Genomic DNA, 24,603 nt, shown 5'->3' on the forward strand with positions numbered 1-24,603 from the left:
GATATTAATCATCATGATCGTGTTCGTCCTCGTGCCATTCTTTGCTATTTGAATTACCAAAATAGTATTGAATTACCGGCCAATCCAGTTTCGCAACTCTTCGACCCATTTGACGAGAATCTACATCGCCATCGACAAAGTGAATGCCGCCATAACGACGAGAAATGGCCGCCTCGTCCGCCGCATCACTGAAGGTCGCCCAACTCAATGAGATGTCTGCTGCTGGCACTTGGCCGGATTCAACCCTGGACACTCCGGCAGACTGGGTATAAGTATCGCCAAACACGTCACTGCCGGTAAACCGTTTCAAAGCCTCTGCCGCCGCAGATGAGAACGCACTATGTCCGGAGGGATATTCGGAAAATGGTGGAGTGACAACGGTCGATGCTTGGTATGGCTCCCAGTTTTGACCATCAATACTTTGTGTTCCTTGATAAGGCCCCGCCCAGGCGTTAATCGTATGTCCACCGAATAGGTAATGAATTGCAGTCACAGGTCTAACGGAATCGAATTTGACCTTTGCTCCCCAAATCGCGATTGAAGTATCGAATACCGTATTTGACACCGCAAAGAACTGCTTAATATCTTGATCAAGGTTGTGGTTATCGCGATGAGAAACCGTTTGAGCGAATAAATTCCAATGACCGGGCGGCAATTCCGAGCTAGGACCGTCAGCCCAGAATTCGGCAATGACCTTCTGTTGGTCGGTTAAAGAGGCACTATAAGCAATAACTTGTAACGCCTGTTCTCTATACTCGGGCTGATCAACTGTCGCTGGGCCTACTCTACCAGTACGCTGTTTGATTTCTTTGCGCACGGGAGTTACGACGTCCTTATCCCAATCTTTGATTCCGAAAGGCAACACACGTCCCCAATGCGGTGCTATAAATTTCTGGACTACAGTGCCGCCGTGGCCATCCGATACTCGGAGCGGTTGCCAGCGATTCGGGTCGTTGATTTGATCCGGTGTGTTAACTGGCTGATATCCGGTCCAATCGGAATATGGCGCACCACCGTTGATATTACCCAATTGATTGGATTTATCTTGATGGCGATAAGTCAATACAGCACCCGCTGCAACATTACCAATACCTGCTGCTGTGTTCTTGTTCGTTGTAGCGTTATTAGGATCGTAACCTTGCTGAGCCATTAGATCCTTGAAATACTGTTGTTGAGCGGACTGTGGAAATAAATCCGAGGCAGCACGGAAGGCAGCATACGCTATCGCTTCTTTTTTACCTGCATCATTAAGGATATTCGCCGGTGCCTTCAATGTCGGTCCAAAACGTGTACCACGGGCTTTGTTGTCAAAGGCCGCCCAGGCATCGAAAGTGCTGGTATTTAAAACAGCCAACATCCTAGCAACCATTGGTGGCCCTGGATGGGTTTCTCGAATTGCTTCCAATACGGCATCATTCCACTGTAAAAGAACGTTCTCGTTTGGATCTACACCCGGCACCGCAGCTCGCGCCGGAGATGACAATGCCAATAAGATCGTTCCCGCTAGGATCCCTATTCGACCTTTAGAAATAGAAAGTTCGGTTGTTTTTGAATGCATATTTTCTCCCCCTACGAAATAAAAGTTTGCCGGCTTCACTGACGGCAATTCTCATTGTAAAGATAAGTAAGGAAAAATCATGTGTACCAACGTACAGAGATAACATGGAAAATTACAAGTAATTTTGTGTATTAATTCATTAAATTAACTGCCTGAATTTGTTACCCGATTAAGAAGTAATTTGAAATTTAAGTGCAAATCAAAAGTGAGAAAAGTAATTGCCCGACAAGCTCTGGGTACCCTGTTACCGCATCCTGCCGTTATCATTAATTTGGCCAAGACTTTCCATGTAGGTGAAAAACACCTAAAGCAATCTACTCAAGAAAATTAATGTTCTCAGCGGACTAAGTAGGCCACCTAATCAATTATTATTGGCAGCTTCAGGCCTTAGTGATTCAGTTATAAGGCAATTTGCTCGCCCAATAGAAGTCAGTGAACTGGGCTAAAGGGTGCCTTTACTATTGAAAATGGAACCCGACCTTGATCGTCTGCTTTTGGCCCAGACTGTGTCAAAACGCCAGCTTTGGTATAATTTCGCTCAGGATTTATTGATCGGAGCCAGCTGATGATTCGATTCATTAAAGGCGAATGTCGCACTCAAATTACCTTGCTACCGGAAAGTCTGGATGACTATGTGGTCGAGACCAATCCCGTTCGTGTCGTTGATGTCTTTGTGGATGAATTGGATCTTAAGTCACTCGGTTTCGAAGGCGTTCAACCCGCCATTACCGGCAGACCCGCGTATCACCCAGCCGTTTTATTGAAGATTTACATCTACGGCTACCTCAATCGCATCCAATCCAGCCGTCGTTTGGAGAAAGAAACTCAGCGTAATATCGAGTTGATGTGGTTAACCGGACGCTTGATGCCGGATTTCAAAACCATCGCCACTTTCCGTCAAGAGAACGGTAAGGCCATCCGCAACGTCTGTCGCCAATTCGTCATGCTTTGCCAGCAACTGGGATTATTTTCGGAAGCCCTGGTGGCTATAGACGGCAGCAAGTTCAAAGCCGTCAATAACCGTGATCGCAACTTCACCAGCGCGAAATTGCAGCGTCGCATGGAAGAGATCGAGTCGAGTATCAATCGTTATTTGACGGAACTGGATACTGCAGATCGTCAAGAGCCTGCTGTAGCACAGCCGAAAGCCGAGCGTTTGCAAGACAAAATTGGCGCCTTAAAAGCGCAGATGAAAGCCCTGAAAGACATCGAGGTTCAGCTTAATCAGACACCCGATAAACAGATTTCCCTGACTGATCCTGATGCTCGCTCAATGAAGACGCGCGGTACGGGTATCGTCGGCTATAACGTGCAAACCGCCGTAGATACTGAACATCATTTGATTGTAGAACACGAGGTGATCAACGAGGGTGTGGATCGAAGCCAATTGTCCAGCATGGCAAAAAAAGCCCGCAGTGCGATGGGGGTTGAAGATTTAACCGTCATTGCCGATCGCGGTTATTTCAAAAGCGAAGAAATCCTCGCCTGCCACGAAGCCGGTATTACCGTGATTGTGCCCAAGACCGTGACATCAATCGCCACAGCTGATGGCCGTTTTGGCAAAGCTGATTTCATTTTTGATGCCGAGAAAAACGAATACCGCTGCCCGGCTGGGGAGGCTTTGATTTGGCGCTTTTCCACTATTGAGAAAGGTTTGAAATTACATTGCTACTGGAGTTCGGCCTGTCAAAGCTGTGCGCTCAAGGTACAATGTACGCCCAGCCCACAACGGCGCGTCAAGCGTTGGGAACATGAGGGTATTCTTGATGCCATGCAAACTCGCCTGGACTTAGCGTCTGATAGTATGCGTATTCGCCGGCAAACGGTTGAACATCCTTTCGGCACGCTCAAAGCCTGGATGGGGGCCACGCATTTTCTGATGAAAACCTTGGCGCACGTTCGCACCGAAATGAGCTTGCATGTGCTGGCCTATAATTTGAAGCGAGTGATCAATATCATAGGTCTTAAAGCGCTGATTGAAGGTATCAAAGCCAACATGGCATTGTGTCGTCATAGTGAATCAGTCATAGCCATTTAAGTGCTATTTCACAATACGGTTGTGAAAAACCAGTCGGCCAATAGGGCTTTACAGAGTCCTCTTTCGGCAAAAGTCGATCCCGCTATTTCCAGAATGGAAGCTTCCCCTGCTAACCACGATGGCTTTAAAACCCAACTAAATTCCATATTCTTGCTCGAACACCCCATTTTTGCGTTTTTACACGGTCTGGGCCGGTAACAGAAGTCGCCACCCATTTTCTAACCATTAGATAAGAGTTTCACGCCGTCTGGTCGCAGCTCCCCCTTGGGTGAAACGTGTCTATATAAAGTTTGTCTGGCAATACCCAATTCTTTACATAGATTTCCGATCACGGTCTCTGGCTGCCCGATAGCCGCCATAGCCAAACGCAGTTTGGCGGCAGTCATTTTAAAGGGTCGCCCTCCCTTTCGTCCGCGGGCACGCGCCGAAGCCAAACCGGCTACAGTTCGTTCTGAGATGAGTTCCCGTTCAAACTCGGAAAGTGCCGCAAAAATGCCGAAGACTAATTTCCCTGCAGCAGTCGTGGTGTCGATGGCGGCGCCCTGACCCGTTAAAACTTTGAGGCCGATGCCTCGGCCTGTCAGATCATGTACGGTATTAATCAAATGCCGTAAATCACGCCCTAACCGATCCAGCTTCCAAACCAGCAGCGTATCCCCTTCGCGTAAGGCTTTGATGCAAGCGGTTAGACCTGGGCGATCTTCCCGTTTTCCGGAGGCCTGGTCTTCATAAATGTGTGCGGGGTCAACGCCGGCGGCTAAGAGGGCATCGCGCTGCAAATCGCATGCCTGAGAACCATCGGCTTTTGATACCCGCATATAACCAATTAGCATTTTTCACCTGTCACTTATACGGTCGTTTATGTGACAATTTAAAAGACTTCGTCAGTGCCGTCAAAAAATGTCAAATAACCCGTAATATAATCTATGTGTTATAAAGGGTAAGAATTTGGTTTATTGTGACACCATTTCGCGGGAATTCCAAAAGCGGATAGATGTGTTCGGATTGTTCGCATGGTCTTGGCATCACGACGACCAAACAGCAGAACCGTAAACAACGCTTTTGCGACTACTGGGTTTGTTCGAGCCTCGTCAATAGTCTTTGCTAACGATCTTTCGGCTATCTGCCAATAGTGAACTTCTTTCTCAGTCGATTCCGGAGGCTCAGGCAGCGGATGACCAGCATCAACGAATTGATCTGGTTCAGACAAAAATAAGGGGGCTAGACAACCGCGCGCCCTTATTTCTTGGTTTTCTATCATGCTCATTGCCACCGCCGAGGCTTCCAAAAACTGCAATTGCGCCGAAGGGTCTAACGTTTCGAATGGATACCAGCGTGATTGTCCTGCTCGAACAGGGTGGCCGCTGGTGGCCCATATCCTTGCAAGGTCTTTCGATTGCAGCCGGCTGATATAAACCGGCATACTCAATTCTTCAATTAACGCCCGTAACAGCCGGAACCAAACGCCAGCATGTACTGGTCGTCTAGGCAAGTCAACTTGCCCACACGTCAATGCTTGCTCGGTACGCCTATCCATTGTCTTGATCGCGTCACTGGCTTCACGTATTAATGCCGCATCCAGTTGATGCCAGGAACTCAGCTGGCCATCACCAATATAAGATTGCAGCCAGCATCCGTGAATGGGACAGCTGATAAATAAAGGGAACTGCCACATCAGCTTAAATGTTTCGTGACCCGGTGATTCATTCAAACAACTTGGACAGGCTCGCTGTAGGGTTTGCTTGGGCAACCAAGCTCGCCATCTCGGTATCAATCTGCGCTGACGCTTTGGGTGTGGAAATAAAACCGACATTTGATGAACATAACTGGCGTAAGAATTAGGATCAGGGGCCAAACTGTCCAGTAACCAAGGTGCCCAGCCCGACATCGTCATCAGTCGAAGTCTCTCCAGCCCTACGCCACTGCGTTGAGCAATGATTTCAAGAAAACCTATGGGGGGTAGAATGTCAATATCCAGCAATTGTCCTTGTCCCCATTCATAACGTATTAAATGTTCCAAGTCCATTTGGTAACACCGGGCAATTCGAGATAGCCAGGACGATAAGGCTTCGTTTTCGACGGGGACCGGATGTATCGGCCATCGTTGAGCCGATGTCAATTGAGCTCTCTTTCAAATTTCCGGCGGCGTTCGCTCGGGCCGGCGTAATCAGCTAATGCTAATGTCCTTTGGTTGATGGCCTCTTCACCCGTATCGATACCGGCGATAGCGGCTTTGGTCAGCAACAACGCCAGCTCACCTATCGTGCCCTCACTACGCGCTAACAGATATTGGGCCATGTCGTCGGTCGCAATATTGGACGGGCGGCGTAGGGGGAATGCCGCCACAAAACTTGCCAGCAACGAACAGGTATCCTTGTCAACTTGCCATAACGGTAATATCAAGGGCTCGAACCGATTTTCCAGTTGATCGTCGGAACGGATTGCCAAATAGGCGTCGCGAGTGCCGACCCCCACTAATGGAATTCGAAGTTCGTTCCCCAAAAACCGCAGCAAGTTAAGAAATTCCCGCCGGCTGTTGCTGTTACCCGCCAAAATATTATGCAGTTCATCAATCACCAGCATCTTGACGCCGATACGGCGCATTAAGCTCAGTGCTTGTTGTTCTAAGATGGCGATAGGTTGACGCGATCTTAGTGGCGCCCCCATCGCGGCAAGCAATCCTATATGAAAGCGAAGTATTGAAGGCTCGGATGGCATTTGCACACAAAGAACAGGAATATGCTCAGCGTCCGGGCTCGAACTGGGTAGATGTTGACGGCGAAACTTTTCAACAATCATGGATTTTCCATTATTGGTCGTCCCGATAATGAGGAGATTCGGCATGCGTTGTTTCGCCGGCCATTGATACAGCGCCTCCAACCGATTGACTGCGTCCACCGCACGTGGATAACCGATCCATCGTTCAGCACGTGTATGCATGATCCGCTCGGCAGAAGGGAGATGTGCCAAGCGCTGAGCGGAAGGGGTCAAATAGGATAGGTCTAAAATAGAATTGTCTTTCATCGTTACCACTCCTCAATGTCGCTGAAGGGTACGGCAGACTTAATTTCCGATTGGTCGGAATCAGGCGGTATCTGGGGTTTACTTTTCTTTGTCGAATGCGTTAAGTGTTTAAGCCGCTCATTGTTTCGCCTAGTTCGTTTCGTGGCTTTTTGGGCATCGTGGACAATATCGCGCATCTGGTCGATCATCCGAAACAGAGAAACTTCATCCACTTGGTCCCGACCTTCAGCTCGCAGCCGTTTGATGGCTTGACGATGTTCCCACAACGTAATGGCAGGGTTTTCCAAGGAGCGGTAAGGGATTTCCAGATACTTTTGACTATCCGGGTCCAATACCCAGATACGGCTAATATCCCTTGGATCGCGACGTATCAGGAACATAGTGCCGCCCTTCTTCCGCCGAGCAATTAGGGGCTTTAACGCATTGGCAAAGTAATCAATGTAGTCGACTCTAAAACCGGTACGCGTCAAGGAGCGTCGGATAATCGGTAGAAAATCGATCAGAAATGCTTTTGCATTAGTGACAACAGGCGGCGGGCCATTTAAGGTAAGCCCTTTGGACCAACGCTTTGCCGGGGGTTCTTGTAGATCATTATAATGTGCTTCACCATGATAATAAGCGACCGCTATCGTTAGCCAGCGTTCCAATTCATGGAGTGTTAACGCGGCCTTTTTTTCAGAATCATAATCGCCGCGAGCTTCCGGATTTGAAAAGGTGGTACCGGGGAGCTCATGAATATCCCCCATCATGGTGCCTATCAACCGTTCAATAATACCGCCATAATGCGGTTGCCCTAGCGGACGATAACTCAGCAAAATGCCATGTTGTTCACAGCCCCGCTGCAACGCTTCGCTTTTAAATTCCGGCGCATTATCCACATAAACTGACCTGGGTTTTCCACTCATAGGCCAATCGACATCTAACTGTAATTGTTCAAGCCAGGGACGCTTATCGCAAACCATATGGGCTAGACAGAGTCCGACAGAAACGGTGGACGGAGGCTCTAACGTCACAACCATACCGACAATGCAATCACTAAACACATCAATAGCGATTGTCAGGTACGGTCGACCAATAGGCTGCCGGTCGCGTTCATCAACGACAATTAGGTCGATTACCGTATGGTCAATCTGAACTTGTTCCAAAATGGCGGTGATTTCTGGCGGCGTACCGCCGGCTGACAACAAAGATCGAACAGCATCGGCTCCTTCCCGTGCTTGTTTCACCTGCACTGGATTCAACCATTTTATTCTTAGGGCAACCGTATTACGGGCGGGAACCGGTAATCCTCTCGTCTTACATTCCTGTTTAATACGCCGGTAAAGTTTCGCGATAGTCAGCTTTTGCCGATTCATAAACTTTTTCCGTATCAATTCACTGACGATATTTTCTACCGCTTCGACTAATCGCCTTTTACCTTTGCCCCCACTGGTGTGTGCTGGGGCAAGATCCGTCACTAACCCGGTACCTTGCCGGAATCTTTGAATGAGGACATAAACTTGTCTTCGGGAGATACCCAATTTTTGGGCGGCTTCATCGGCTGTTTGATGTCCAACGATTTCTAAGGCCGCGAGTCGGCCAATGATACTGGCTCGCTCACGAGCCAGCTCCCAATGTTCTTGAGATAAAGTCAACACTCCCTGTTCAGTGAATTTAGTGGACTCGGGTTCCATACCAAATACTCACTTCAGTGAAGAGAAGTATTGAGCATAATGACGCACTGTGCAGATGTCTATTGATATTTTTTTGCTCAATAGTTGACTGCACTAAGTGGTTCTAGCCCAATAAGATGGTGCAGTCGTCTTCTGACATTGACACCGGTCCTTTATGTGACACCCCAAAAGACTTCGCTTGTGCCATCAAAAAAATTATCATATAACCCGTAACATATTCTATGATTTACAAAGATCATTAAATTGCTTTGATGTAACACTTTTTCGCCGGGATTCCAACCGCTGATAAAGATTTTCGGATTGCTCGAATGAGCTCGACATCTTAACAACCGAACCGCAGGCACCGGAACACAGCACAGGATCGATGACTCCAACATCACATCACTACTATCCATTCCTTAGTGAATGCATCCCAAACCTTTTTTTTGCTAAGCTTACTTAAAGCCAGAGACCAAAACCGCTATGCACAAGTGGCCCGCATGCTGCTGGTTTTGCCAATCAATGCAGCGTCAGCGGTAGACAATAAATACACGCACTTACAGAACTCGCTGTATCAAGATGACCAAATCCGAATTGATTGAACAACTGGCAACAAAATTACCACATTTATTGCGAGGGGATGTCGAACTGGCCATCAATAGCCTGATTCACAGTATGACTCATAACTTAGCGACGGGCGGACGCATTGAAATTCGCGGTTTCGGTGGGTTCTCAATTACCCGGCGAGCCGCCCGCATGGGCCACAACCCTAAAACGGGTGAACGAGTAAGTTTACCAAGCCGTTATGCCACCCACTTTAAACCAGGGTTGGATTTGCGCGAACGCGTTAATCATTCGAGAGAGATCTATCCGAATATCAAAGACCTTTAATGGCACCATTAAATCAGCTGTCATTCTTTGCTTTCCACAGCCAAGCCATTGCCGCTCCAAGGCATAGTTAAATGCGCGATAGTTAGGCTTGTTGAGATCAACGCACCTTACCTCTCTCATTTTGTCGTTAAGGTACTTTTTGTAAATGTGGATTACTGGCTGGTGCAGACCCTGCACCGAATACAGTTGAAAGCTCTTCAAATAGAATGGCATTGACGGTAGTCGATTTGCTGGCGCCACTGACTTGATATTTCACTACATTCAAGCCGTTTTCTCCCCTTACATGCCAGTTCTTTTTCAAGACTTTTTTCTGGATGACGGACCAATTTCCAGGGTTGCCGTCCTGAAACACAGCGTAATCTTGAAAAATGCCGGGGGTCATCAGGGCAACCCCTTCGTTAACCAAATGCACGCGGGCTTTGGGTTGATTGATTTTGATAATGCCTTGGCGAATCCCGTTTTGTAGCCATGCAAAAAAGCCATCGACGGGATCGATAGGTTCTTTTGTTGATTTATCTGGGTTACTGGATTGCTCATCAAGATTGGCATCGTGCGTAATTTCAGGGCACTCATCAATACCGCTATCAACCATCAAAGGCAAAATAGTCGTATCGTCCGTATCGATTTCGGTCCTGTCGTTTTCGATGTTCTTCGAGGTCAAGCATTTAGCAGATGCGGGTTGTGCCGGATCTAATTTTGCATCGACGGTGTCGTTGACTACTGACGATTCTCTTTCAATGACACTGATACTACCTGCAAAGGGTTCCGGTCGTCGTTCCGGATTGCTCCAGATTTTGGTCAGCGGGATTTTAATTAAGGTTAATTCATTACACCAGCCCTCTCCTGCTATGCATGCCGTCCAGATGGCTTTGTCGCCGTAAGGGATTAGCACCGCATGTTCCTGCAATAGATCGAATAACCGGCTATTTTTCGTTGGGATACCGGTATGGCCTTCGCGTATCAAATGTTCCCGAACCGCATCCACGGTTCTTTTGCTGACCATCCAGCAATATTCGCCTTGTATCCATCCAGCGGCGCCGTTTCGGTTCAATGGCAAGGTGCCTTCCGCCAATAAATATCGCAAGGCCGTCAGCATTTTTTCATGTAACGGTATGGTTTTCACGGTGGACATGCGGCTGTCATCGGCCCCTAAATTGGCCGCCACCGATTGACTGTCGGCGATGTTGACGATCTGGCCCAGGCTGCCGGCATTTTCAAGATAGCCGGAAACACAAGCCAACCAGCGCGCAAAAATGTTTTGATCGCTGGTCAACCAGCGCAGTCCCAGTGGCGGTATGATTTTGTTGGTCAATAACGGCGTGGCTTTTTCATGCAGCCGATAGCGCCGATTGGGCACAAATTCAGCGATATAGCCTATACCTTGCTCGTCCATAAATTGATTCCAAGGATCCCACATTTGATGCTGGCGATTTCGGTCGAATATCGTGACGGTTTGATCGACCGCCACCTTAGACAAGTCATGACACAATGCCGCCAGAAAAACCGCATAGGTCCATAAATCCTGTTTAGACGCAATCTCTTCCGCCCCGCCAGTTTCGGATAATAAATAAGACCGGCGCACTTTCAGGGCAATGACACTCACTTCCAAAGTATGCGTCAACATACCGCCCGGGCCTGCATGATGATGTACTTCGGAAGCGGGCAATTGTTGTACGAAACGGGCAAAACGTTGGATTGCGGTTAAATAAAAGCCGTTGAAAGGTTCTTTGGCCAAGCCTGCAAGCTCCTCAATTTGAACCAAAAAGCTGTGATGAGCTGTCAAAAGTTCGGCCGCAGTTTGTATTGGCAGCAAATGAGGAATATCGCTCAACTCATCAGGTTTCCGCGCGGCAGGTACCTTTTTGATCGGTTCTTTAAACCATCTGAGTTTTAGCATGAGTAGCGATAGCAGCTATCTAAGCCCAAGCAGGTAAAGGCTTTAATGAATTCAAGCGTTTGTGTCATGCTCATATCCGATCGAATTGATAGGCCAGATATTGAGTTCAGCGAGTCCTCATGATAACTAATGCCAGCTACGGCCCAATAGCAAAAACGCTAAATTTGGCGTTTAGGTTTTTAAAGAACGCACTTCGCTTCCGAGCTGGAACGAATAAACCCAAGTTAACGATAGACAGCGGACACTTTATTTTGCTAGGCTAGGCATTGAGCCAACCCAGTTAAGCCGCTAACCTCAATCTTGGACTGCGCTACTGACGCCACAACCAAAATCCTAAGAGCCTGCATTCGTTGTATCGGAGGGCAATTTGGAAACATTTTTATTCGTTCTGGCCATTGTTTTACCCCTCTGTCTGCTGACGGCGATTTACCGATTGAACACCGTGCTCAGCAACTTGCAACGGAATAGCGATGCTTCATTTTTCAATGACAAGGCGTTGTTCTGGCTTAATTGCGCCGGCAAGTGGCTGATTCTTGCCGGCTGCGTAGCGACCTTTCCTCTGGTGATGGGGTTGATTTTCGATGCCGACAACAGCGTTAAATGGATAGTCAATCTGGGTGTTGCCGGTTGCCTAGCAATGATAGTTGCCGCTAGCCTGTTGATCCTGAGCTTGCTGGGATTGGGTCTCACTCGGTGTATTCATTTCAAATTGCTGATCGGCGCAATTCACCGCGTCCTATTGAAACAGGCAAGGCCATTGATTAGAAATAAAGTAGCCTTTTGGTGTGCAGGAACCTTGCTTGCAACATTCATACTGTTCACGCCTTTTATCGAAAATTTGGTAAGTGCTGTTTTTTATGTGTTTGGATTTATTTTAGTCGCTCGGATAGGTCTGACAGATCGAATTGAACAAGATTTCGAGGCCAAATGGGGTGGCTCTGCTTACAATTACGCCACTGGAAAATGGGACGATGGTTTTCGAGAAGGCGGTCTTTATTGACCACTTTCCGATTTGGTAGGAAGTCTACGTCATAAAAATAAACATCAATAACAGCATCACGACACTCGCTCTGAGAATATTGGTCTGCATCCCCATCATCGAGATCCCGTTATCACCCCATAATTTGAATTGCCCCCAGGTAACAAAGGCTGTCCACAAAAACAGCAGGATGGCGATGATCGACTGAATCGCCGTTTTGATATTCTGAAAGCTTATACCCCCAGCGCCAGAGGCAAAAGCGGTCGAAAGCGATGGCTGATGTTTACCGGCTTGTGGATTTTGCATTCCGCTAACACTATTGCCGCCAGAAGTCGTATTGCCTGTAATTGCCGCGATGTTAAAGCCATTAAAAGCCGCTATATATTGGGTGATTGCAGTGTGGTTGGCATCACTGGGGAGCACTGTGCCATTGGACTTTAAAAACGATCGAAGCCCACCCACCCCCACCAGATGAGCGCCGGCCAACAAACCCGACTCGGTCAACAGCATGCCGCCCACTGTTTGACCTACGTAACTGTCCAGCCCCAACGTTTGTATCATGCTCCATTGTTTGTTGTTGTAATCGCTGATGGCTTGCGTTTGCCCGGAGGCATTGGCCAAAAAATCGGTTTTACTGTAAATACCGTTTTTTCCCGTCCAGCTACCTTGCCAATCGTTGACGTTCGGAGTCGGATCTTTTTGGTAATAACCCGCATCGATCAAAGCGCTTTCGCCCATTTGATAGCTGCCCAAAAACCCGTAAGGATTCACGCTGGCTGGCTTGTTACCGGACTCTTTTGCGCTCAGTGCAGCCAAGTAGTCGCTATATTCAGACGCCGCCCAAAGCAGCGCTGAAAAGGATAGCCCCAGAACAATCAGTCGCCTGGAATTCGCCATACGTTATTGCGAATTAGGCATGACAGCCGACAACTGCCCTGCCCGATAACGAAAGTAAAGCATTTTAGCCTGGCTTGGGCAGCACAAAGGATCGTTCGGAACACTGATTTTGGTTTTGACCTGCAACGTGCCATCCGGTTTTACGGATCCGAATCCGATTGCCATACCGGTAACCGGAATTGTTGCCAAAAGCCTCAGATGCTCTGGTTGGTTGGCTAAAATACTCAACTGATTGCGCCAATAAGTCGGCCCCAGGATTGTCCACAGCACGGCCTTTTCAACGCCCGTAATACTATCGTCGAGTTCCACCGGCATAACTTGTCTTATCTGCACGCCTTCGTTGATGGTTACCTGTTGCTTCAGCAAACTTTCGAGTTCACGGTCAACGACTTCCGCCCTAAGCATGGACAGTTTCACACTGAGAATAACGGATAAAGAAAGCGCCAACTTTATATTCATGACCACCCCTCGTAGACGAGTTGAAGACAGCTATTTGATAATTTTTCCACCTGCTTTCGCTACAACAGCTCCTCCCACCATCCCTGCTGCTCCGGCGTTGTCTCTCATCCGATGTACACTGCTCATCATTTCACTCCCAACCCGATACCCCGCCCATCCCAGCACGCCAGACCAAAACAGCGGCACGACCACAAACAACCCGGCAACCACAAAATCCACCACCATGGTCACGACCATATTGTTTTGGCTGACGGCATCCTGCAGTTGAAACCAGCCAGGTTGGATGGCGGTTAACAAATGATTGTCCAGCCAATGGGCGACGGCCCATAACACGGTCCAGAATTTGACCGAAAACACGATAATGGACATAAACACCACCTTGCTGATGTCGTACGCTGAAAACAGAAAATAATACGGCATCAAGCCGTAAATCAGCATCAGAATCGCCGCTTGGACGATGGGCGCGGCCGCTTTCATCATGTACATCGCCGGATAAAACGACATCGCTTCGACCAAGCTGCCCAGCGTAGCGGCGACGGACTTACCGACATTAGCCATACTGGGATCGTTGTACTGATTGAGATCACGCAGGCCGTTGAAGTAGCCTTCCTCTCGTGCGATCAGCGATTTAAGAGCGATATCTTCAACGTCTTGCTTGGACGTGCCGGATAAGGCAGCGACCGTGGTTTTAAAATCGGTCAGATAAGAGACGTCGATCTGGCCAATTAATGCGTCGCGCAAGCCTATGTTGTTGACATGCCCCTGCCCGGTCCACCATTGGGCACAGGTCGGCTTGCCGTCCTTTGGCAGATAAACTGCCGGGTTGTATTCCAGATCGCGGTTTTTGTCGAAACTAAACCCCGGAATGTTGGTACTGGCGCGCAGGGTTTGATAAGCCCCGTTCAGCATCAACGTCGAACCCAACCAGTCCAGATCGTCAGGCGCGAGATTGTTCGGCAAGCTTTGGCCGGTATCCAAAAACGCCGCGATGGCGGGCGCATAGCAATCGTTAAAAAATAAGCGGGTCTGCTGTCTCACCTGCGGGTCTTTGATGCGGGCATTGCTGATTTTAAAAGAAGTCAGCCGCAAGTCGGCACTGCAGGGGATGCCGACAATCGCCGCATCGTCGATGCCGCCGGTCACCGCCAATACGCCGTACCACCAAACAGGAATCTTGGCACTGACGCCACCCAAAGCCGCCTTAGTAAACGTGCTGTCATAAGTAGTCCCGGTGCTGCCGCCTGTGACGGCTTTTCCATTCGCGCAGGCTTTGCTGACGTTCAAGCCGGTGGTTTGTATGGTCAATACCGGTTGAACCGCCAACACAATCACCGTAAACATACTAATCAAATCGATCTCGATCCGCCGTAACGAAGTGCTGGAGGCATCCTTGGCTTCCTGGCTCTTGATGGGTTCTGCGATATTACGCAGCAACATGGCAATAAACGGTAAATAGGCCAAGCCGGTTTGCACCAGAATGTCCCATAACAGGCCATACAGCGACCAGCCAAACTGGGTCAGATAAATTTCCAAATAACTGGATACGCTCATGTCGCCCTGTCCCCCATCTCGACCAGGGTCCGTGTAAAGCCCAGCCACAACGTTTGGCAAAACAGCGCTTCCATCACCAACAGCCATACCGCCATTCTCCAGCGATAGGCTTTAAGACTGGCCGTTTGTTCGGCAGTCAAACCAACCCAATCGGCATACTGATTCGTAAAAACCGGCCAGCCACCGATCAACAATAAAAATAACGACAGCCGCCACAGCGTGAGCCCAAACTTGCCGGCTTGCATGACGCTTGCGAGGCCGTCCCAACCGGAAAAGGTTTGCGCGAACAGCAAAACCAGCAAAAAAACACCCGCCGTAACAGCAAAAGCTGCGTAAACAAACCCATTGCCGCGGCGGTGATCGGGGTGCCGCTTACTCCTCATGGCGTGATGGCCCCGTCTTGCAAAATGGCGTCATCGGAACCGGCCGGACGCAACGCGGCCCTGCCGCGTTCGGTCTGTTGCCGTTGCAAAGCCAATAGCAATGCCGAGGTTTTCGAGCCCAGTTCGTTATGGACTTGCCGTTCGAACAACACATCGGCGATGTCCCGATCCAGCTGGGCAACGGACGCTTGCATGGCGGTGTTAGCCTCGGTGGCACCGAGATTGGGTTCGCGACTGGCGGTCAGCAACAGGCGCCGTATCAGCATGGCTTTTTCCACCGTGCGCGTCATCGCCGCTTCAGAAGCCAGTTTGCTGACAGCTACCGCTCGTTCGGAAGGTTTCAGCGTTTTAATCGCGGCAATGACGTCGCCGTTAATCAACACGGCATCGCTGGAAACTTTTTCCAGATTAGACAGCGTCGCTTGGGTTTTGCCTGACACCAAATCGCTTAGATCCTTTTGAATGCTCTGCATGTCTTTTTCGACTTTGGGCAATAAACCGTATCCCGGAACAGTTTCAACCGGATGGTTGTCGTGGGTGCGGATATGCACATCGCCCAACACGTCGACCGCCCATTGCGAAGCTTCGCCCGGATCGGCGAACACTTCCACCAGGCGCGGCTTACTTTTCGACTTTTTGGGCGCCGAGCTGTCATCGGCTGTCCGGTTCAATGTCAGGTTGTAGCCTGCCACAACGCTATCCTGAGTCACCTGTATAGCCGCTTGTTGAACGCCGCCGGCTTTCTTGCCGCCTATCCACGGAATACCGTTCCGGCCGTTGGCTTTTTGTACCTGTTGCTTGGCTTGCACAACATCGACCTTGGAGCTGCCGTAGCCGTTTTTGCCCATCTGGACTTTCCAGTCGATGATTTTGGATAAATCGCCCCAACCTGCATACGGGTTTTTGCCCTGGCGAATTTCTTGTTCATAGTCTTCACAAGTCTTATTGGCCAGTGCGATCGCCGCTTCCGCCCGGATCACGGCATTTTGAAACAAGTCGTACAACCCCGGATCGATGCGCTGCAACACTAGGGCCGGTAAGCCGCCGATCGCGGCCTGCACCGCACCGACGGCACCGTTGACCAGGTTGTTGCCGGTTTGCTGCAAGCCATTGAGTAGATTCGCCACCCCAGGGTGGGATCAAAATTTCCGCAGCTGTAACCCAAACCGAGTTCAAGCGCGCCGTTAATGGCGTAGCTGTTCACTTGCGTATTGGCAGGCACCGAGATTGAGCGGGCTCCGCCGATTTCATAGTAAAAATCGCTGTTGTCGCTATTGGCCAACGGGGCCGCACAAAGCGGCGCACTGAAGTTCGCCAAGCAGCCTAGCATGACTAAACGGACTATAGTTCGCATGGACCTCCTCCTCAATTCGTTACAATAGGACTCGGATACGGCATGAAATCAATCACGATCAACACACCGTCCTTGACTTCGCAGCAGGTATAAGGCCGCCAGAGCGCATGGATGTATGCCCCGTCTTCCGCTACGCGCCCGCCGCCCCAGCCGCGACTATCCAGCACATCGTTAACACCGAACAGCAAACATTGCTCCAGTTTCGGTTCGGTCGGTTGCCACCAGCCCGCTTCATTGCTGTTCTCGATCAGGCTGCTGGGTGACCAGGTGAGTTTTTGATCATCGACAAATAAACTCGGGCCAAGAATACTGCGATACACGTGCGGCTGGCCGTCGCGGGTAATGATGTCACCCACCCGTTGCGCCACCACCGCGGCAGCCTTGGGTGCTTCCGCCTGCATGGTCCAGCCGGTTCGCGGATAAACATGCCCCCAATAGTTCAGCGGCCAATGTCCTATTTCACGCAAGCCCGGTACCCAGGATGCCGGATTTAGCGCATCCAAACCGCCCCAACGCCAGGAAGGTTTATCGAGATTGGAAACGAAGTACGGCGAACCCGCCGAGGTATTGGACGGGCAATAAATCCGTCCAGTCAGAGGATGGCCCACCGCTACTGCATCCTGCTGAATCAGGTTATTGTGATTGCGGTTGTAGGTATCGCTGCGTTGCGGATCTTCGACCCGCTCTACGCCTTGTGGATTGGTCACTTTTACCAGCACATCCGGATTGAAATGACCGATCTTCGGAGTGACGTCGATATCGCAGCCAAACGGCGTGCAGATAATCCAGATACAGATCCCAACCAGCCGCAAATGAATGCAATCGTCGGCGAGTGCTGCACCAATCAACAGCGCGGCAGTAGCGACGATGTAGCTAGCCATTCGGCATGGTCGAATTTTCATCGCGTTAAACTTATTTGACACTGCCGATACCAACCCAGAGCCTGCTGCAAGTCGGTGACGCCGTAGATAACCGCCTTTCCCCGATCGAACACCACGGCAGGATAGCGATCGATTTGGTACTGAATGGCTACGGACAGCCCTTGATACGCTGTGACCAACTGCTGTTGCAACGCTTGCCGGCCATGTTGTTGCATGCGTTGTTCCAGCATGCGTTTGGCCGCTTCCGGTTTCGCCGGTAAGTTTTGACTTAAAGATGCAAACAACTGTTTGGGTGCATCCAGATTGTAGAGTTTGACGTCGTAACCTTGCTGACGCAGATTTGCCAGCCCTGTCACCCTATCCGCATCGCTGACTATCACTTCAATAACGGGTTTGTCTTGATTAGTCTGGTTTACCTGAGCCATTACTGGCTCGATCCAGATCATGAACAGGCCAATGTATAGCCAGCTGATCTTTTGCAAGATTACATCCGTTAAGTGACACATAGCGTCACCCGCGCATCCGGCTAAGTTCTTCGGCCACCACATTCACCGCTTCCAGCTCGGAGCAGCCCTGTTCCTGCATGATCTGGTGCCGGCGGGCTTTTTCGTCTTTTTCGGTCATGGCCAGAGCCAGAGCCAACGGCGGTGGCACGTTGCGAAACAGTAAAGCCCGTTCATCGGTCAGTACTACGCCTTCGGTATACTGTTTGGGCGATTTGCGCGTCGCCAGCAACATCGACTTTTGTTCGGCGCTCAAGTCCTTAAAGCGGCTAACCTGTTCCACCTCCTCCTTGGGCATCACCAGACATAGCCACCATTCCAGCATATTCAGCATGCGCTTACTGGCGTTTGGAAAATCGTCCAGGTTCTGGGTGGCGATCCAGAACCAGGCACCGAGCTTGCGCCACATTTTGACGATCTTGATGACATAGGGCGATAACAACGGATTAGTCGTGATGATATGGCCTTCATCGGTGATCACCAACGTGGGCCGGGCATCGTTTTGATGGCGTTCCACGCAATCATGGATATGATTCATCAGGCCGATATACGCCACCGTCAATTGGTCTTCGTAACCTTCCCGAGCCAAAATACCCATATCGACGATGGTCACATCGACCGCCGGCCAGCGGCTGCCGGGCCGGTTAAAGAAATGTCCGGCCAAACCGTGACAAAACAAACTCATGCCGTCGGCCATTTCCACCGCCCGCTCCTGGCGCTGAGCAGATAACCCCGGCAAATCGCGCAAGGCTTGGGCGACATCTTGCGTTAACACCTGGCCGCGGCCGGCGTCGAATACCGTTTTCGCCGCCAGTAAAATGGCATTGCGTATCAGAAAGCGATCGGCCCGGGTCATGCGCTCATCCTCGCGCGAATCGCCGCCGGTAATCATGATGCGGCTGGCGATTTCCATTTCCCCCAGCAAATCACGCGCGGTATCTTCGCTATCCGGGTCGTCCCCTGCCTCGCTGTCGACGTCCTGTTTGTCGCCATCGACGGTTTCGTTGTCCAGTTCATCGGCCAGCCAGTCAGTATTTTCATTATGAGCTGAACTGCCAACGGTTTGTGACCGCTGATCAAGCAACTTTAAGGCATCACTGAACGGCGGCAAGCTGACATCGACATTCGGCGCCAGCGTCACTTGATTCAGACTGACGCCGTGCGCTTGCAGATACTGCCCCAACAATCCAAAGGAATTACCGGCCTCGATGATAAAAATCCGCGGCCGATAAATGGCCATCATCTGTAAAATCAAATACACCAAAGTTGCCGACTTACCGGCCCCGGTCGGACCGATGATCAAGGCATGGCCGTTCTTTTTGCGGTCCTCGCTGTGCAAAGGATCGAACACTAATGGTTCGGCGCCGCGATTGAAAAACACAAAACCCGGATGGCCGGTGCCGGTACTGCGGCCATAAATCGGCGCCAGATTGGCAGCATGTTTGGAAAACATCAACCTGGAGCGCCGGGCAGCGCGTTGATCATGCTCGGCACAGTAAGCCATGGGCAGGTTGCGTAGATAACTGTCCAACGCCAGCACATCGTCGGCTTCCCGGATCGGTTGCAGACCATTGGCCAACAACAAGGAATGCACCTGGTTGATGTGTTGGTGCAAGGCCGCTTCGGTATCGCCTCGTACATAAAAGGCTAGTTGCACCGGAAACAACTTATTGTGCCGGGCAATCTCCATATGCGCCTTATCGGCATCCCGCGCCGCCAGTTTGGCCTCCGGGTAATCGCCCACCGCGCCGCGCTGGACTTGCGCCAAATGGTTACGCACGGCATCCTGGGCTTTGACGGTGAGGGTCATGCTCAACACGGTGCTTTCCGGCATCCGGTCGAACAGGGCAAAGCGATGTTCCCCGACCTGGCGTTCGGCGCCGAATAAGCCGATCCCCGGGATATTCCGCAAGGCCTGCACGGTGATGACTTTATGCGGCAAGCCGTCAAACCACCACAGCCCACGCCGAGCATCGGAATGCGGCATGCCCAACATCAAGCGCTCGGCAAAGTCATGTCCGAACGGCATGTCGCTATCGCCGGGATAAGGCGCCCGTTTCAACAGGGCTTCCGTGTCGCCGTCTGTGATCACGGGTCTGGGGTTGAACCAGCGAAACAGCCAGTCATAGAGATCCTGCCCGTTGCAGCGGCTGGACTTGATACCGGTGGTCAATAGCGCTGTCGTCAATTTATCCGCCACATCGTTGAGTTCATCCGCCGGCGAGATGTGATAATCAGCATACGCGGGCTGACCGGCTTTTCGCCGCCGATATAAGGTTGCTCTAACGATGCGCCTTTGACCACGCCACGGGCCACCGGTGACTAATTGATCGTCAAACAAGCCGCCGCTGCGAGAGATAGCGGCCAGATGTTGTTCCAACACGTTAAAGTAGCGTTCGCTGAACCGGCTACGGCAGGCACGCGGCTGGGCATAGCGGCGAATCTCGTCGACCAGATCGGTAAGATGGGGTTCATCCTGCACGAACAACTGCAGGATCCAGGGATTCTCCAGTTCTTCGGGTACTGAAATCAATGCCGTTTGTAGTTTGTCGCGCAGATCAGTTAAAAACGCCTCGCTACGAGCATCCGTTCCGACGGTGTGAATCCGAAACAGCGCACCGACACTGTAACCGTCGTCGAGCAAAAAGCATTGGGCAGACGGCAAGTATTCCAGCCAGGGCAGTAAATTGGTAAACGAGGTTGGCCGTTCGTATGCTTGGCGGATACGCATTTCGGTTGGCGGCTTGTCGGTGGCTCGGCGCTGATAGTGCTCGAAATCCCTCTGTTGCCGGGTTAGTAACGGTCGAAACCAAGCCATCAGTATCCCGCCTCCGCTTCACCCGGCAAGGCGAACTCGATCGTCTCATAAAAGCTGAAGCCGGTGGCGTAGCCCGGTACCGGTGTCTGTCCATCGCGACTGAGATGCGGAAACACATACAAAATCAGGGTGGGATTTTTCAGGCGGGGAAACTGCTGCTGAAGCGCTTGCTCCGCCGACTGGGTATAGGGCGTTGAACTTGGATTTTGGTTTTGTCCCGATGATTGATCGGTTGAGTCTTTGGGACTGTAAGGCTTGATCAACGCAGAGAGAGCGGATTCAGTGGCTTTGTCCGAAGCCTTGGAAAAATGCCTTTGATATACTTCTTTCATGGTCGGCCCGTCTTGCGGCAGGATACTTTCTTTTTCGCCGATGGCGCAGCCGCTGAGTAAACCAAGCATAGACACGGCACATAGACACACTGAAAGCCTGTTAATCCAGATCATCGTTCACCTCGTTTTCCGCCAAGTCGTACTGGGTTTTGCGGCCGTCGGGTTCATAATCGATCGGCAAAGCTACATCGATATGAACCGCCAGTTCTGAACCGGTATCGACATACACCACATCAAACGATTGCGCGGTGCGCTCGCGTAAATACTCGCCGATTTCTGTGGCACCGCCGGCCAAGGCTTTGCCGCCGGCATACTGTGCCGCATCGCCTGTGATCACCGACGTCGCCACGCCCTGGGCGGCCGAAATACTGTTAGTCACCTGGCTTTGACTAAACGCCCCGGCTGCCGCTTCGGCCGCCGAGGCCAGTATGCGTCCCGACAAATAGCTGGCCGCGTTGCTGACGCGAGCGCCGGTCACGCACGGAATCCCGCGTCGATCGGAAATCCAGCCCAAGGTGCGCGATCCATTATTTGTCCCGGTGCCTGAGGATTGTTTATCCCGACTCAAGCTATTGTCGTCAGACGACAACGTGCGTATGGTACCGTCGGCAAAGACATACGTCGCCGACACGACTTCGCCGCGCACGCACGACAAGGTCCAATCGCCGGCCGCTTTGCCGCTGAATACAATCCCGTCCAAGCCGGGCATTTCGATGCCGTTTGCGGCCAAATTATCGCGGCCGACAATCACTTTGAACGGAAACGGATCTTCGATCGTGCCTTTAATGGGGATTCTGCCGATCAAGGCGGTCATGCCGGTGGCACCGATTAACGTGGCATTACGCGGCACGGTATAGACCGGGCGATCCGGTTCGGTTAAGGCGCTTGCTGATTCTGTAAGATAGGCTTCGGTGGTACCTGCAGCTTGTTGGCCACCGTGCAATAAACGCTCTGCGCTATCGGCGGCATTCTGAAGTATCGGTTGGTTTTTAACATCGCTCGACCTGCCCAAGGGTTCAATCCAGGTCAACGGGGATTCGAAAGCCTGCAAACCGTCGTCCGCACCGATGCCAAAACCGATCGGAATATCATGACCCGACGCCGCCAGGGTTTGAGTGGCTGAAGTACTCAGTTGATCCAGCCGGCTTTTAAAATAATCGACTTGCTGCGCCAGTTGGCTGACGGCTTCATTGGTCTGTTGTTCGGCATCCTGGGCAAGTTGCGATTGCAATTCCGCTTTGACCCGGGTTTCAATTTCATCGCGCTGTTTGAGCAAGGCCTCATTTTGCATCTGCAGTTTTTCGCTTTCGCTCTTGATAGTGGCGACTTCTGCGGTCAGCGTGCGTATGGTGTCGGCCGGTGAATCCACATCCGGACGGCCGGCTTGCGGCACGGCGGCCAAGTGCACCGGATCCGATACTTGCCGGCTGGTCTTGACACCGACCACCACCAGCATGACTAAGATAAGCCCGGCAATGAGGGGTAATAGCCGATTCGCGCCCATCTCAAAGTGCCTCGTGAAAGGGTCGGTCCGAAACCAGATACACGGCACTGGTATCGGCTTCGCTGCCGGCCGGATGCAAACGACTATGCTGAAACGTCGCCGCCCGCCATTGGCCGTGCAGTTGGCTAGGATCGAGATCGATCGCATCCGGGCCGGTGTTTTTGATTTCCAGCGCCGTGACATACAATCGGCCGCTACGCCAACTGGCCATCGGCGTCGCTATCAGACTTTCCCCTCTCAGCAAATGTTCGATGGGGGTTTGACTGACCGACACCCGCTGTATCGCGGGAGCGGCTTTTAACAAGCGGGCCGGAGCATAGAGCTGCTGGGCGGCGAAGCGGGTCAAGGCCACGAGATTTGCAGATTTCGGTTGTTTACCTGGTTTTGATTTTCGGTGGCTGGTCGCGGGTGTTGAATCCGCGTCCGCGCTTAACAAGCCTTCAGCCGTTGCAGGTTGTCCGGGCTTGAACAGAATTTCAATCGGATTATCCGGCAAACCCGGCGACTGCCCGGCACTCAGATCGATCAATACAATGCCCTGCCCCGCCAGATCACGTACTTCAATGCGCTGCGGTTCAAACGCCTCTTTGGCTAACCAATAGACAGTACCGGCATGGCTTTGGGTGCGTAATTTGCTCGTCAAGGGCTGCGGAATACCCACCCGAACGTCGCCGGGGAAGCTCACCAAACGTTCCTGGCCCACTGGCAAGCTGATGCGTAGCGGCACTTTGTCCCAAAACAAGCGTTCCACGTCCGTATCGGCCCAAGCCGGTTGAGTACAGACAGTGCCAAAGCATAACAAAGCGCCGAGTAAGCTGAGTTTGATGAAAGGCCGTTGGCTAGTCGTTGGCATCCAGTCAACCTCACTCGTCAGCAGCTGCGGTCTGTTCATGGGCTTGAATACGCGTCGGCCCGTCGCCGGCAAAACCGCTTAAGGCCAGTCCCCAGGGATTGAGTTCGGGATCGACGTCGTAACGCACCACCGTTATCGGATAGCGAATGTGCACTTGTTTGACGTCCATGCCGCGCACGGTTTCCTGAATGGTAAAATCCAGCCAGACCAGCCAGGTGTGGGGATCGATGACCTCGACCCGGCGGTCTTCGTAACCGCGACCGGCCACGGGTTGAATCGAACGCACCCGGCCTGCCAGTTCGCCGCGTTTGCCGCGGATAGCCAAATCGTTGCTCAGGTATTCACGAAAATCCGGAGTTAAATACGCCGCCATGCGGAAAATCTGTTGGCCGTAATCGGTTTCGCCATCGCGGTCCCAGTGATTGAGCTGCTGAAAAATGTACGCTGCAAAGGCATAAACATGGGCCGGAGCGATATCATCGGCTTTGACCACCGCACCAGAACGCAGATCCGGTGGAATGTGAATCCGGATATCGCTGCGAGCGGCATGCCAGGCATAGCCCAGCAGCAATAACAGCACCATCAATCCGGCAATCACGGTACGCAGGGTATGGATATGCGCCTCTAGCCGGCTATTCACATCGTGATAGCGCATCATGTCGTTGTGATAAGTGATGGTGCTGTGCGGCCCAGATCCCACACACCGCTGAGCAGAATCAGCCGGGTTTTACGCAGCCCGAGGCGATGCAGGATGATCATCAAGCGATGCTGGTAGTAGTAATCCGGCCGGCCTCGTTTGATGCGTTGAAACCAAGTCGAACCGAATACGATGGTCACCAACACGCCGAACATCGCCAACCCTAAACCCATGGCCGGCGCCCCCATGCAGGCGGCAATCAGCACACTAACCGGCAACCAGAACAGCGTGGCCAACAGCAAAATCAGCCCTAACTCGGAATGTGTGCTGCCTCTGAAGATGACCGGCTCCTGATTGAGGCGGTCGGCCAAGGTTTCGCCGGAATCATCCAT

Annotated in this window: 22 protein-coding genes; 3 read left to right on the plus strand and 19 right to left on the minus strand. The window is 51.4% G+C overall.

The window, feature by feature from the left end:
• Positions 1–4: 4 nt before the first annotated feature.
• Positions 5–1,558 carry a vanadium-dependent haloperoxidase gene (locus EBA_RS15810; protein ID WP_192375598.1) on the minus strand — a complete coding sequence of 518 codons (1,554 nt, stop codon included), beginning with the start codon at positions 1,556–1,558 and terminating at the stop codon, positions 5–7.
• 565 nt (positions 1,559–2,123) lie between these two features.
• Here EBA_RS15810 and EBA_RS15815 point away from each other — a divergent pair.
• Positions 2,124–3,596, plus strand: coding sequence for an IS1182 family transposase (locus EBA_RS15815; protein WP_192375599.1), 1,473 nt, complete (start codon positions 2,124–2,126; stop codon positions 3,594–3,596).
• 218 nt (positions 3,597–3,814) lie between these two features.
• Here the strand turns inward: EBA_RS15815 and EBA_RS15820 are convergent, their stop codons facing one another.
• From EBA_RS15820 to EBA_RS15835, 4 genes are all read right to left on the minus strand, one after another.
• Positions 3,815–4,429, minus strand: coding sequence for a recombinase family protein (locus EBA_RS15820; RefSeq protein ID WP_192375600.1), 615 nt, complete (start codon positions 4,427–4,429; stop codon positions 3,815–3,817).
• Positions 4,430–4,527: 98 nt separating this feature from the next.
• Complete coding sequence (locus tag EBA_RS15825) at positions 4,528–5,715, minus strand: TniQ family protein (RefSeq protein WP_192375601.1); 1,188 nt, start codon at positions 5,713–5,715, stop codon at positions 4,528–4,530.
• Positions 5,712–6,620: a TniB family NTP-binding protein gene (locus tag EBA_RS15830; RefSeq protein WP_192375602.1), complete on the minus strand. Its 909-nt coding sequence runs from the start codon at positions 6,618–6,620 to the stop codon at positions 5,712–5,714. The genes EBA_RS15825 and EBA_RS15830 overlap by 4 nt, the downstream gene beginning before the upstream one ends.
• A 2-nt stretch (positions 6,621–6,622) precedes the next feature.
• The gene (locus EBA_RS15835; RefSeq protein WP_192375604.1) at positions 6,623–8,293 is read right to left on the minus strand and encodes a Mu transposase C-terminal domain-containing protein; all 1,671 of its coding nucleotides are present in this window, start codon (positions 8,291–8,293) and stop codon (positions 6,623–6,625) included.
• 558 nt (positions 8,294–8,851) lie between these two features.
• Here EBA_RS15835 and EBA_RS15840 point away from each other — a divergent pair.
• Entirely contained in the window at positions 8,852–9,163 is a 312-nt protein-coding gene (locus EBA_RS15840) for an integration host factor subunit beta (protein WP_192375605.1), read from the plus strand.
• A 127-nt stretch (positions 9,164–9,290) separates the two neighbouring features.
• Here the strand turns inward: EBA_RS15840 and mobH are convergent, their stop codons facing one another.
• Positions 9,291–11,060 (minus strand): MobH family relaxase, encoded by a 1,770-nt coding sequence (gene mobH, locus EBA_RS15845; protein WP_192375606.1) that lies wholly within the window; start codon positions 11,058–11,060, stop codon positions 9,291–9,293.
• Positions 11,061–11,427: 367 nt separating this feature from the next.
• Between mobH and EBA_RS15850 the strand changes: the two genes are divergently transcribed.
• The gene (locus EBA_RS15850; protein ID WP_192375607.1) at positions 11,428–12,060 is read left to right on the plus strand and encodes a hypothetical protein; all 633 of its coding nucleotides are present in this window, start codon (positions 11,428–11,430) and stop codon (positions 12,058–12,060) included.
• Between the two features lie 24 nt (positions 12,061–12,084).
• Here the strand turns inward: EBA_RS15850 and EBA_RS15855 are convergent, their stop codons facing one another.
• The 13 genes from EBA_RS15855 to EBA_RS15915 form a co-directional block, all read right to left on the minus strand.
• On the minus strand, positions 12,085–12,936 hold the full coding sequence (locus EBA_RS15855) for a TIGR03758 family integrating conjugative element protein (protein WP_192375608.1): 852 nt from the start codon (positions 12,934–12,936) through the stop codon (positions 12,085–12,087).
• 3 nt (positions 12,937–12,939) lie between these two features.
• A complete protein-coding gene (locus tag EBA_RS15860; protein WP_192375610.1) occupies positions 12,940–13,395 on the minus strand; it encodes a hypothetical protein in 456 nt (151 codons plus the stop codon).
• Positions 13,396–13,425: 30 nt separating this feature from the next.
• Positions 13,426–14,946 carry a conjugal transfer protein TraG N-terminal domain-containing protein gene (locus tag EBA_RS15865; protein ID WP_192375611.1) on the minus strand — a complete coding sequence of 507 codons (1,521 nt, stop codon included), beginning with the start codon at positions 14,944–14,946 and terminating at the stop codon, positions 13,426–13,428.
• Positions 14,943–15,329 carry a hypothetical protein gene (locus tag EBA_RS15870; RefSeq protein ID WP_192375612.1) on the minus strand — a complete coding sequence of 129 codons (387 nt, stop codon included), beginning with the start codon at positions 15,327–15,329 and terminating at the stop codon, positions 14,943–14,945. Before EBA_RS15870 ends, EBA_RS15865 begins: the two co-directional genes overlap by 4 nt.
• The gene (locus tag EBA_RS15875) at positions 15,326–16,456 is read right to left on the minus strand and encodes an integrating conjugative element protein (RefSeq protein ID WP_192375613.1); all 1,131 of its coding nucleotides are present in this window, start codon (positions 16,454–16,456) and stop codon (positions 15,326–15,328) included. The genes EBA_RS15870 and EBA_RS15875 overlap by 4 nt, the downstream gene beginning before the upstream one ends.
• Before the next feature lie 238 nt (positions 16,457–16,694).
• Positions 16,695–17,585, minus strand: a complete 891-nt coding sequence (locus EBA_RS15880) for a TraU family protein (RefSeq protein ID WP_192375614.1) — start codon at positions 17,583–17,585, stop codon at positions 16,695–16,697.
• Positions 17,582–18,070, minus strand: a complete 489-nt coding sequence (locus EBA_RS15885; RefSeq protein ID WP_192375615.1) for a TIGR03757 family integrating conjugative element protein — start codon at positions 18,068–18,070, stop codon at positions 17,582–17,584. Before EBA_RS15885 ends, EBA_RS15880 begins: the two co-directional genes overlap by 4 nt.
• A gap of 4 nt (positions 18,071–18,074) precedes the next feature.
• Complete coding sequence (locus EBA_RS15890; protein ID WP_192375617.1) at positions 18,075–20,885, minus strand: conjugative transfer ATPase; 2,811 nt, start codon at positions 20,883–20,885, stop codon at positions 18,075–18,077.
• The gene (locus EBA_RS15895) at positions 20,885–21,286 is read right to left on the minus strand and encodes a TIGR03751 family conjugal transfer lipoprotein (RefSeq protein WP_192375618.1); all 402 of its coding nucleotides are present in this window, start codon (positions 21,284–21,286) and stop codon (positions 20,885–20,887) included. The genes EBA_RS15890 and EBA_RS15895 overlap by 1 nt, the downstream gene beginning before the upstream one ends.
• Positions 21,287–21,317: 31 nt before the next feature.
• Positions 21,318–22,721, minus strand: a complete 1,404-nt coding sequence (locus EBA_RS15900) for a TIGR03752 family integrating conjugative element protein (RefSeq protein ID WP_192375620.1) — start codon at positions 22,719–22,721, stop codon at positions 21,318–21,320.
• Between the two features lies 1 nt (position 22,722).
• Positions 22,723–23,613, minus strand: a complete 891-nt coding sequence (locus EBA_RS15905; protein ID WP_192375621.1) for a TIGR03749 family integrating conjugative element protein — start codon at positions 23,611–23,613, stop codon at positions 22,723–22,725.
• Complete coding sequence (locus EBA_RS15910; RefSeq protein ID WP_225616334.1) at positions 23,585–24,232, minus strand: PFL_4703 family integrating conjugative element protein; 648 nt, start codon at positions 24,230–24,232, stop codon at positions 23,585–23,587. The genes EBA_RS15905 and EBA_RS15910 overlap by 29 nt, the downstream gene beginning before the upstream one ends.
• Positions 24,229–24,603, minus strand: a complete 375-nt coding sequence (locus EBA_RS15915) for a TIGR03750 family conjugal transfer protein (protein ID WP_223146697.1) — start codon at positions 24,601–24,603, stop codon at positions 24,229–24,231. Before EBA_RS15915 ends, EBA_RS15910 begins: the two co-directional genes overlap by 4 nt.

Origin of the sequence: Methylomonas albis (assembly GCF_014850955.1) — a bacterium.
Taxonomy (GTDB): domain Bacteria; phylum Pseudomonadota; class Gammaproteobacteria; order Methylococcales; family Methylomonadaceae; genus Methylomonas; species Methylomonas albis.

What these genes read in the sequence shown, in the direction of transcription:
- EBA_RS15810 (WP_192375598.1), bottom strand. Translation starts at nt 1,558, where the DNA reads ATGCATTCAAAAACAACCGAACTTTCTATTTCTAAAGGTCGAATAGGG.
- EBA_RS15815 (WP_192375599.1), top strand. Translation starts at nt 2,124, where the DNA reads ATGATTCGATTCATTAAAGGCGAATGTCGCACTCAAATTACCTTGCTA.
- EBA_RS15820 (WP_192375600.1), bottom strand. Translation starts at nt 4,429, where the DNA reads ATGCTAATTGGTTATATGCGGGTATCAAAAGCCGATGGTTCTCAGGCA.
- EBA_RS15830 (WP_192375602.1), bottom strand. Translation starts at nt 6,620, where the DNA reads ATGAAAGACAATTCTATTTTAGACCTATCCTATTTGACCCCTTCCGCT.
- EBA_RS15835 (WP_192375604.1), bottom strand. Translation starts at nt 8,293, where the DNA reads ATGGAACCCGAGTCCACTAAATTCACTGAACAGGGAGTGTTGACTTTA.
- EBA_RS15840 (WP_192375605.1), top strand. Translation starts at nt 8,852, where the DNA reads ATGACCAAATCCGAATTGATTGAACAACTGGCAACAAAATTACCACAT.
- mobH (WP_192375606.1), bottom strand. Translation starts at nt 11,060, where the DNA reads ATGCTAAAACTCAGATGGTTTAAAGAACCGATCAAAAAGGTACCTGCC.
- EBA_RS15855 (WP_192375608.1), bottom strand. Translation starts at nt 12,936, where the DNA reads ATGGCGAATTCCAGGCGACTGATTGTTCTGGGGCTATCCTTTTCAGCG.
- EBA_RS15860 (WP_192375610.1), bottom strand. Translation starts at nt 13,395, where the DNA reads ATGAATATAAAGTTGGCGCTTTCTTTATCCGTTATTCTCAGTGTGAAA.
- EBA_RS15865 (WP_192375611.1), bottom strand. Translation starts at nt 14,946, where the DNA reads ATGAGCGTATCCAGTTATTTGGAAATTTATCTGACCCAGTTTGGCTGG.
- EBA_RS15870 (WP_192375612.1), bottom strand. Translation starts at nt 15,329, where the DNA reads ATGAGGAGTAAGCGGCACCCCGATCACCGCCGCGGCAATGGGTTTGTT.
- EBA_RS15880 (WP_192375614.1), bottom strand. Translation starts at nt 17,585, where the DNA reads ATGAAAATTCGACCATGCCGAATGGCTAGCTACATCGTCGCTACTGCC.
- EBA_RS15885 (WP_192375615.1), bottom strand. Translation starts at nt 18,070, where the DNA reads ATGTGTCACTTAACGGATGTAATCTTGCAAAAGATCAGCTGGCTATAC.
- EBA_RS15890 (WP_192375617.1), bottom strand. Translation starts at nt 20,885, where the DNA reads ATGGCTTGGTTTCGACCGTTACTAACCCGGCAACAGAGGGATTTCGAG.
- EBA_RS15895 (WP_192375618.1), bottom strand. Translation starts at nt 21,286, where the DNA reads ATGCTTGGTTTACTCAGCGGCTGCGCCATCGGCGAAAAAGAAAGTATC.
- EBA_RS15900 (WP_192375620.1), bottom strand. Translation starts at nt 22,721, where the DNA reads ATGGGCGCGAATCGGCTATTACCCCTCATTGCCGGGCTTATCTTAGTC.
- EBA_RS15905 (WP_192375621.1), bottom strand. Translation starts at nt 23,613, where the DNA reads ATGAACAGACCGCAGCTGCTGACGAGTGAGGTTGACTGGATGCCAACG.
- EBA_RS15910 (WP_225616334.1), bottom strand. Translation starts at nt 24,232, where the DNA reads ATGATGCGCTATCACGATGTGAATAGCCGGCTAGAGGCGCATATCCAT.
- EBA_RS15915 (WP_223146697.1), bottom strand. Translation starts at nt 24,603, where the DNA reads ATGGATGATTCCGGCGAAACCTTGGCCGACCGCCTCAATCAGGAGCCG.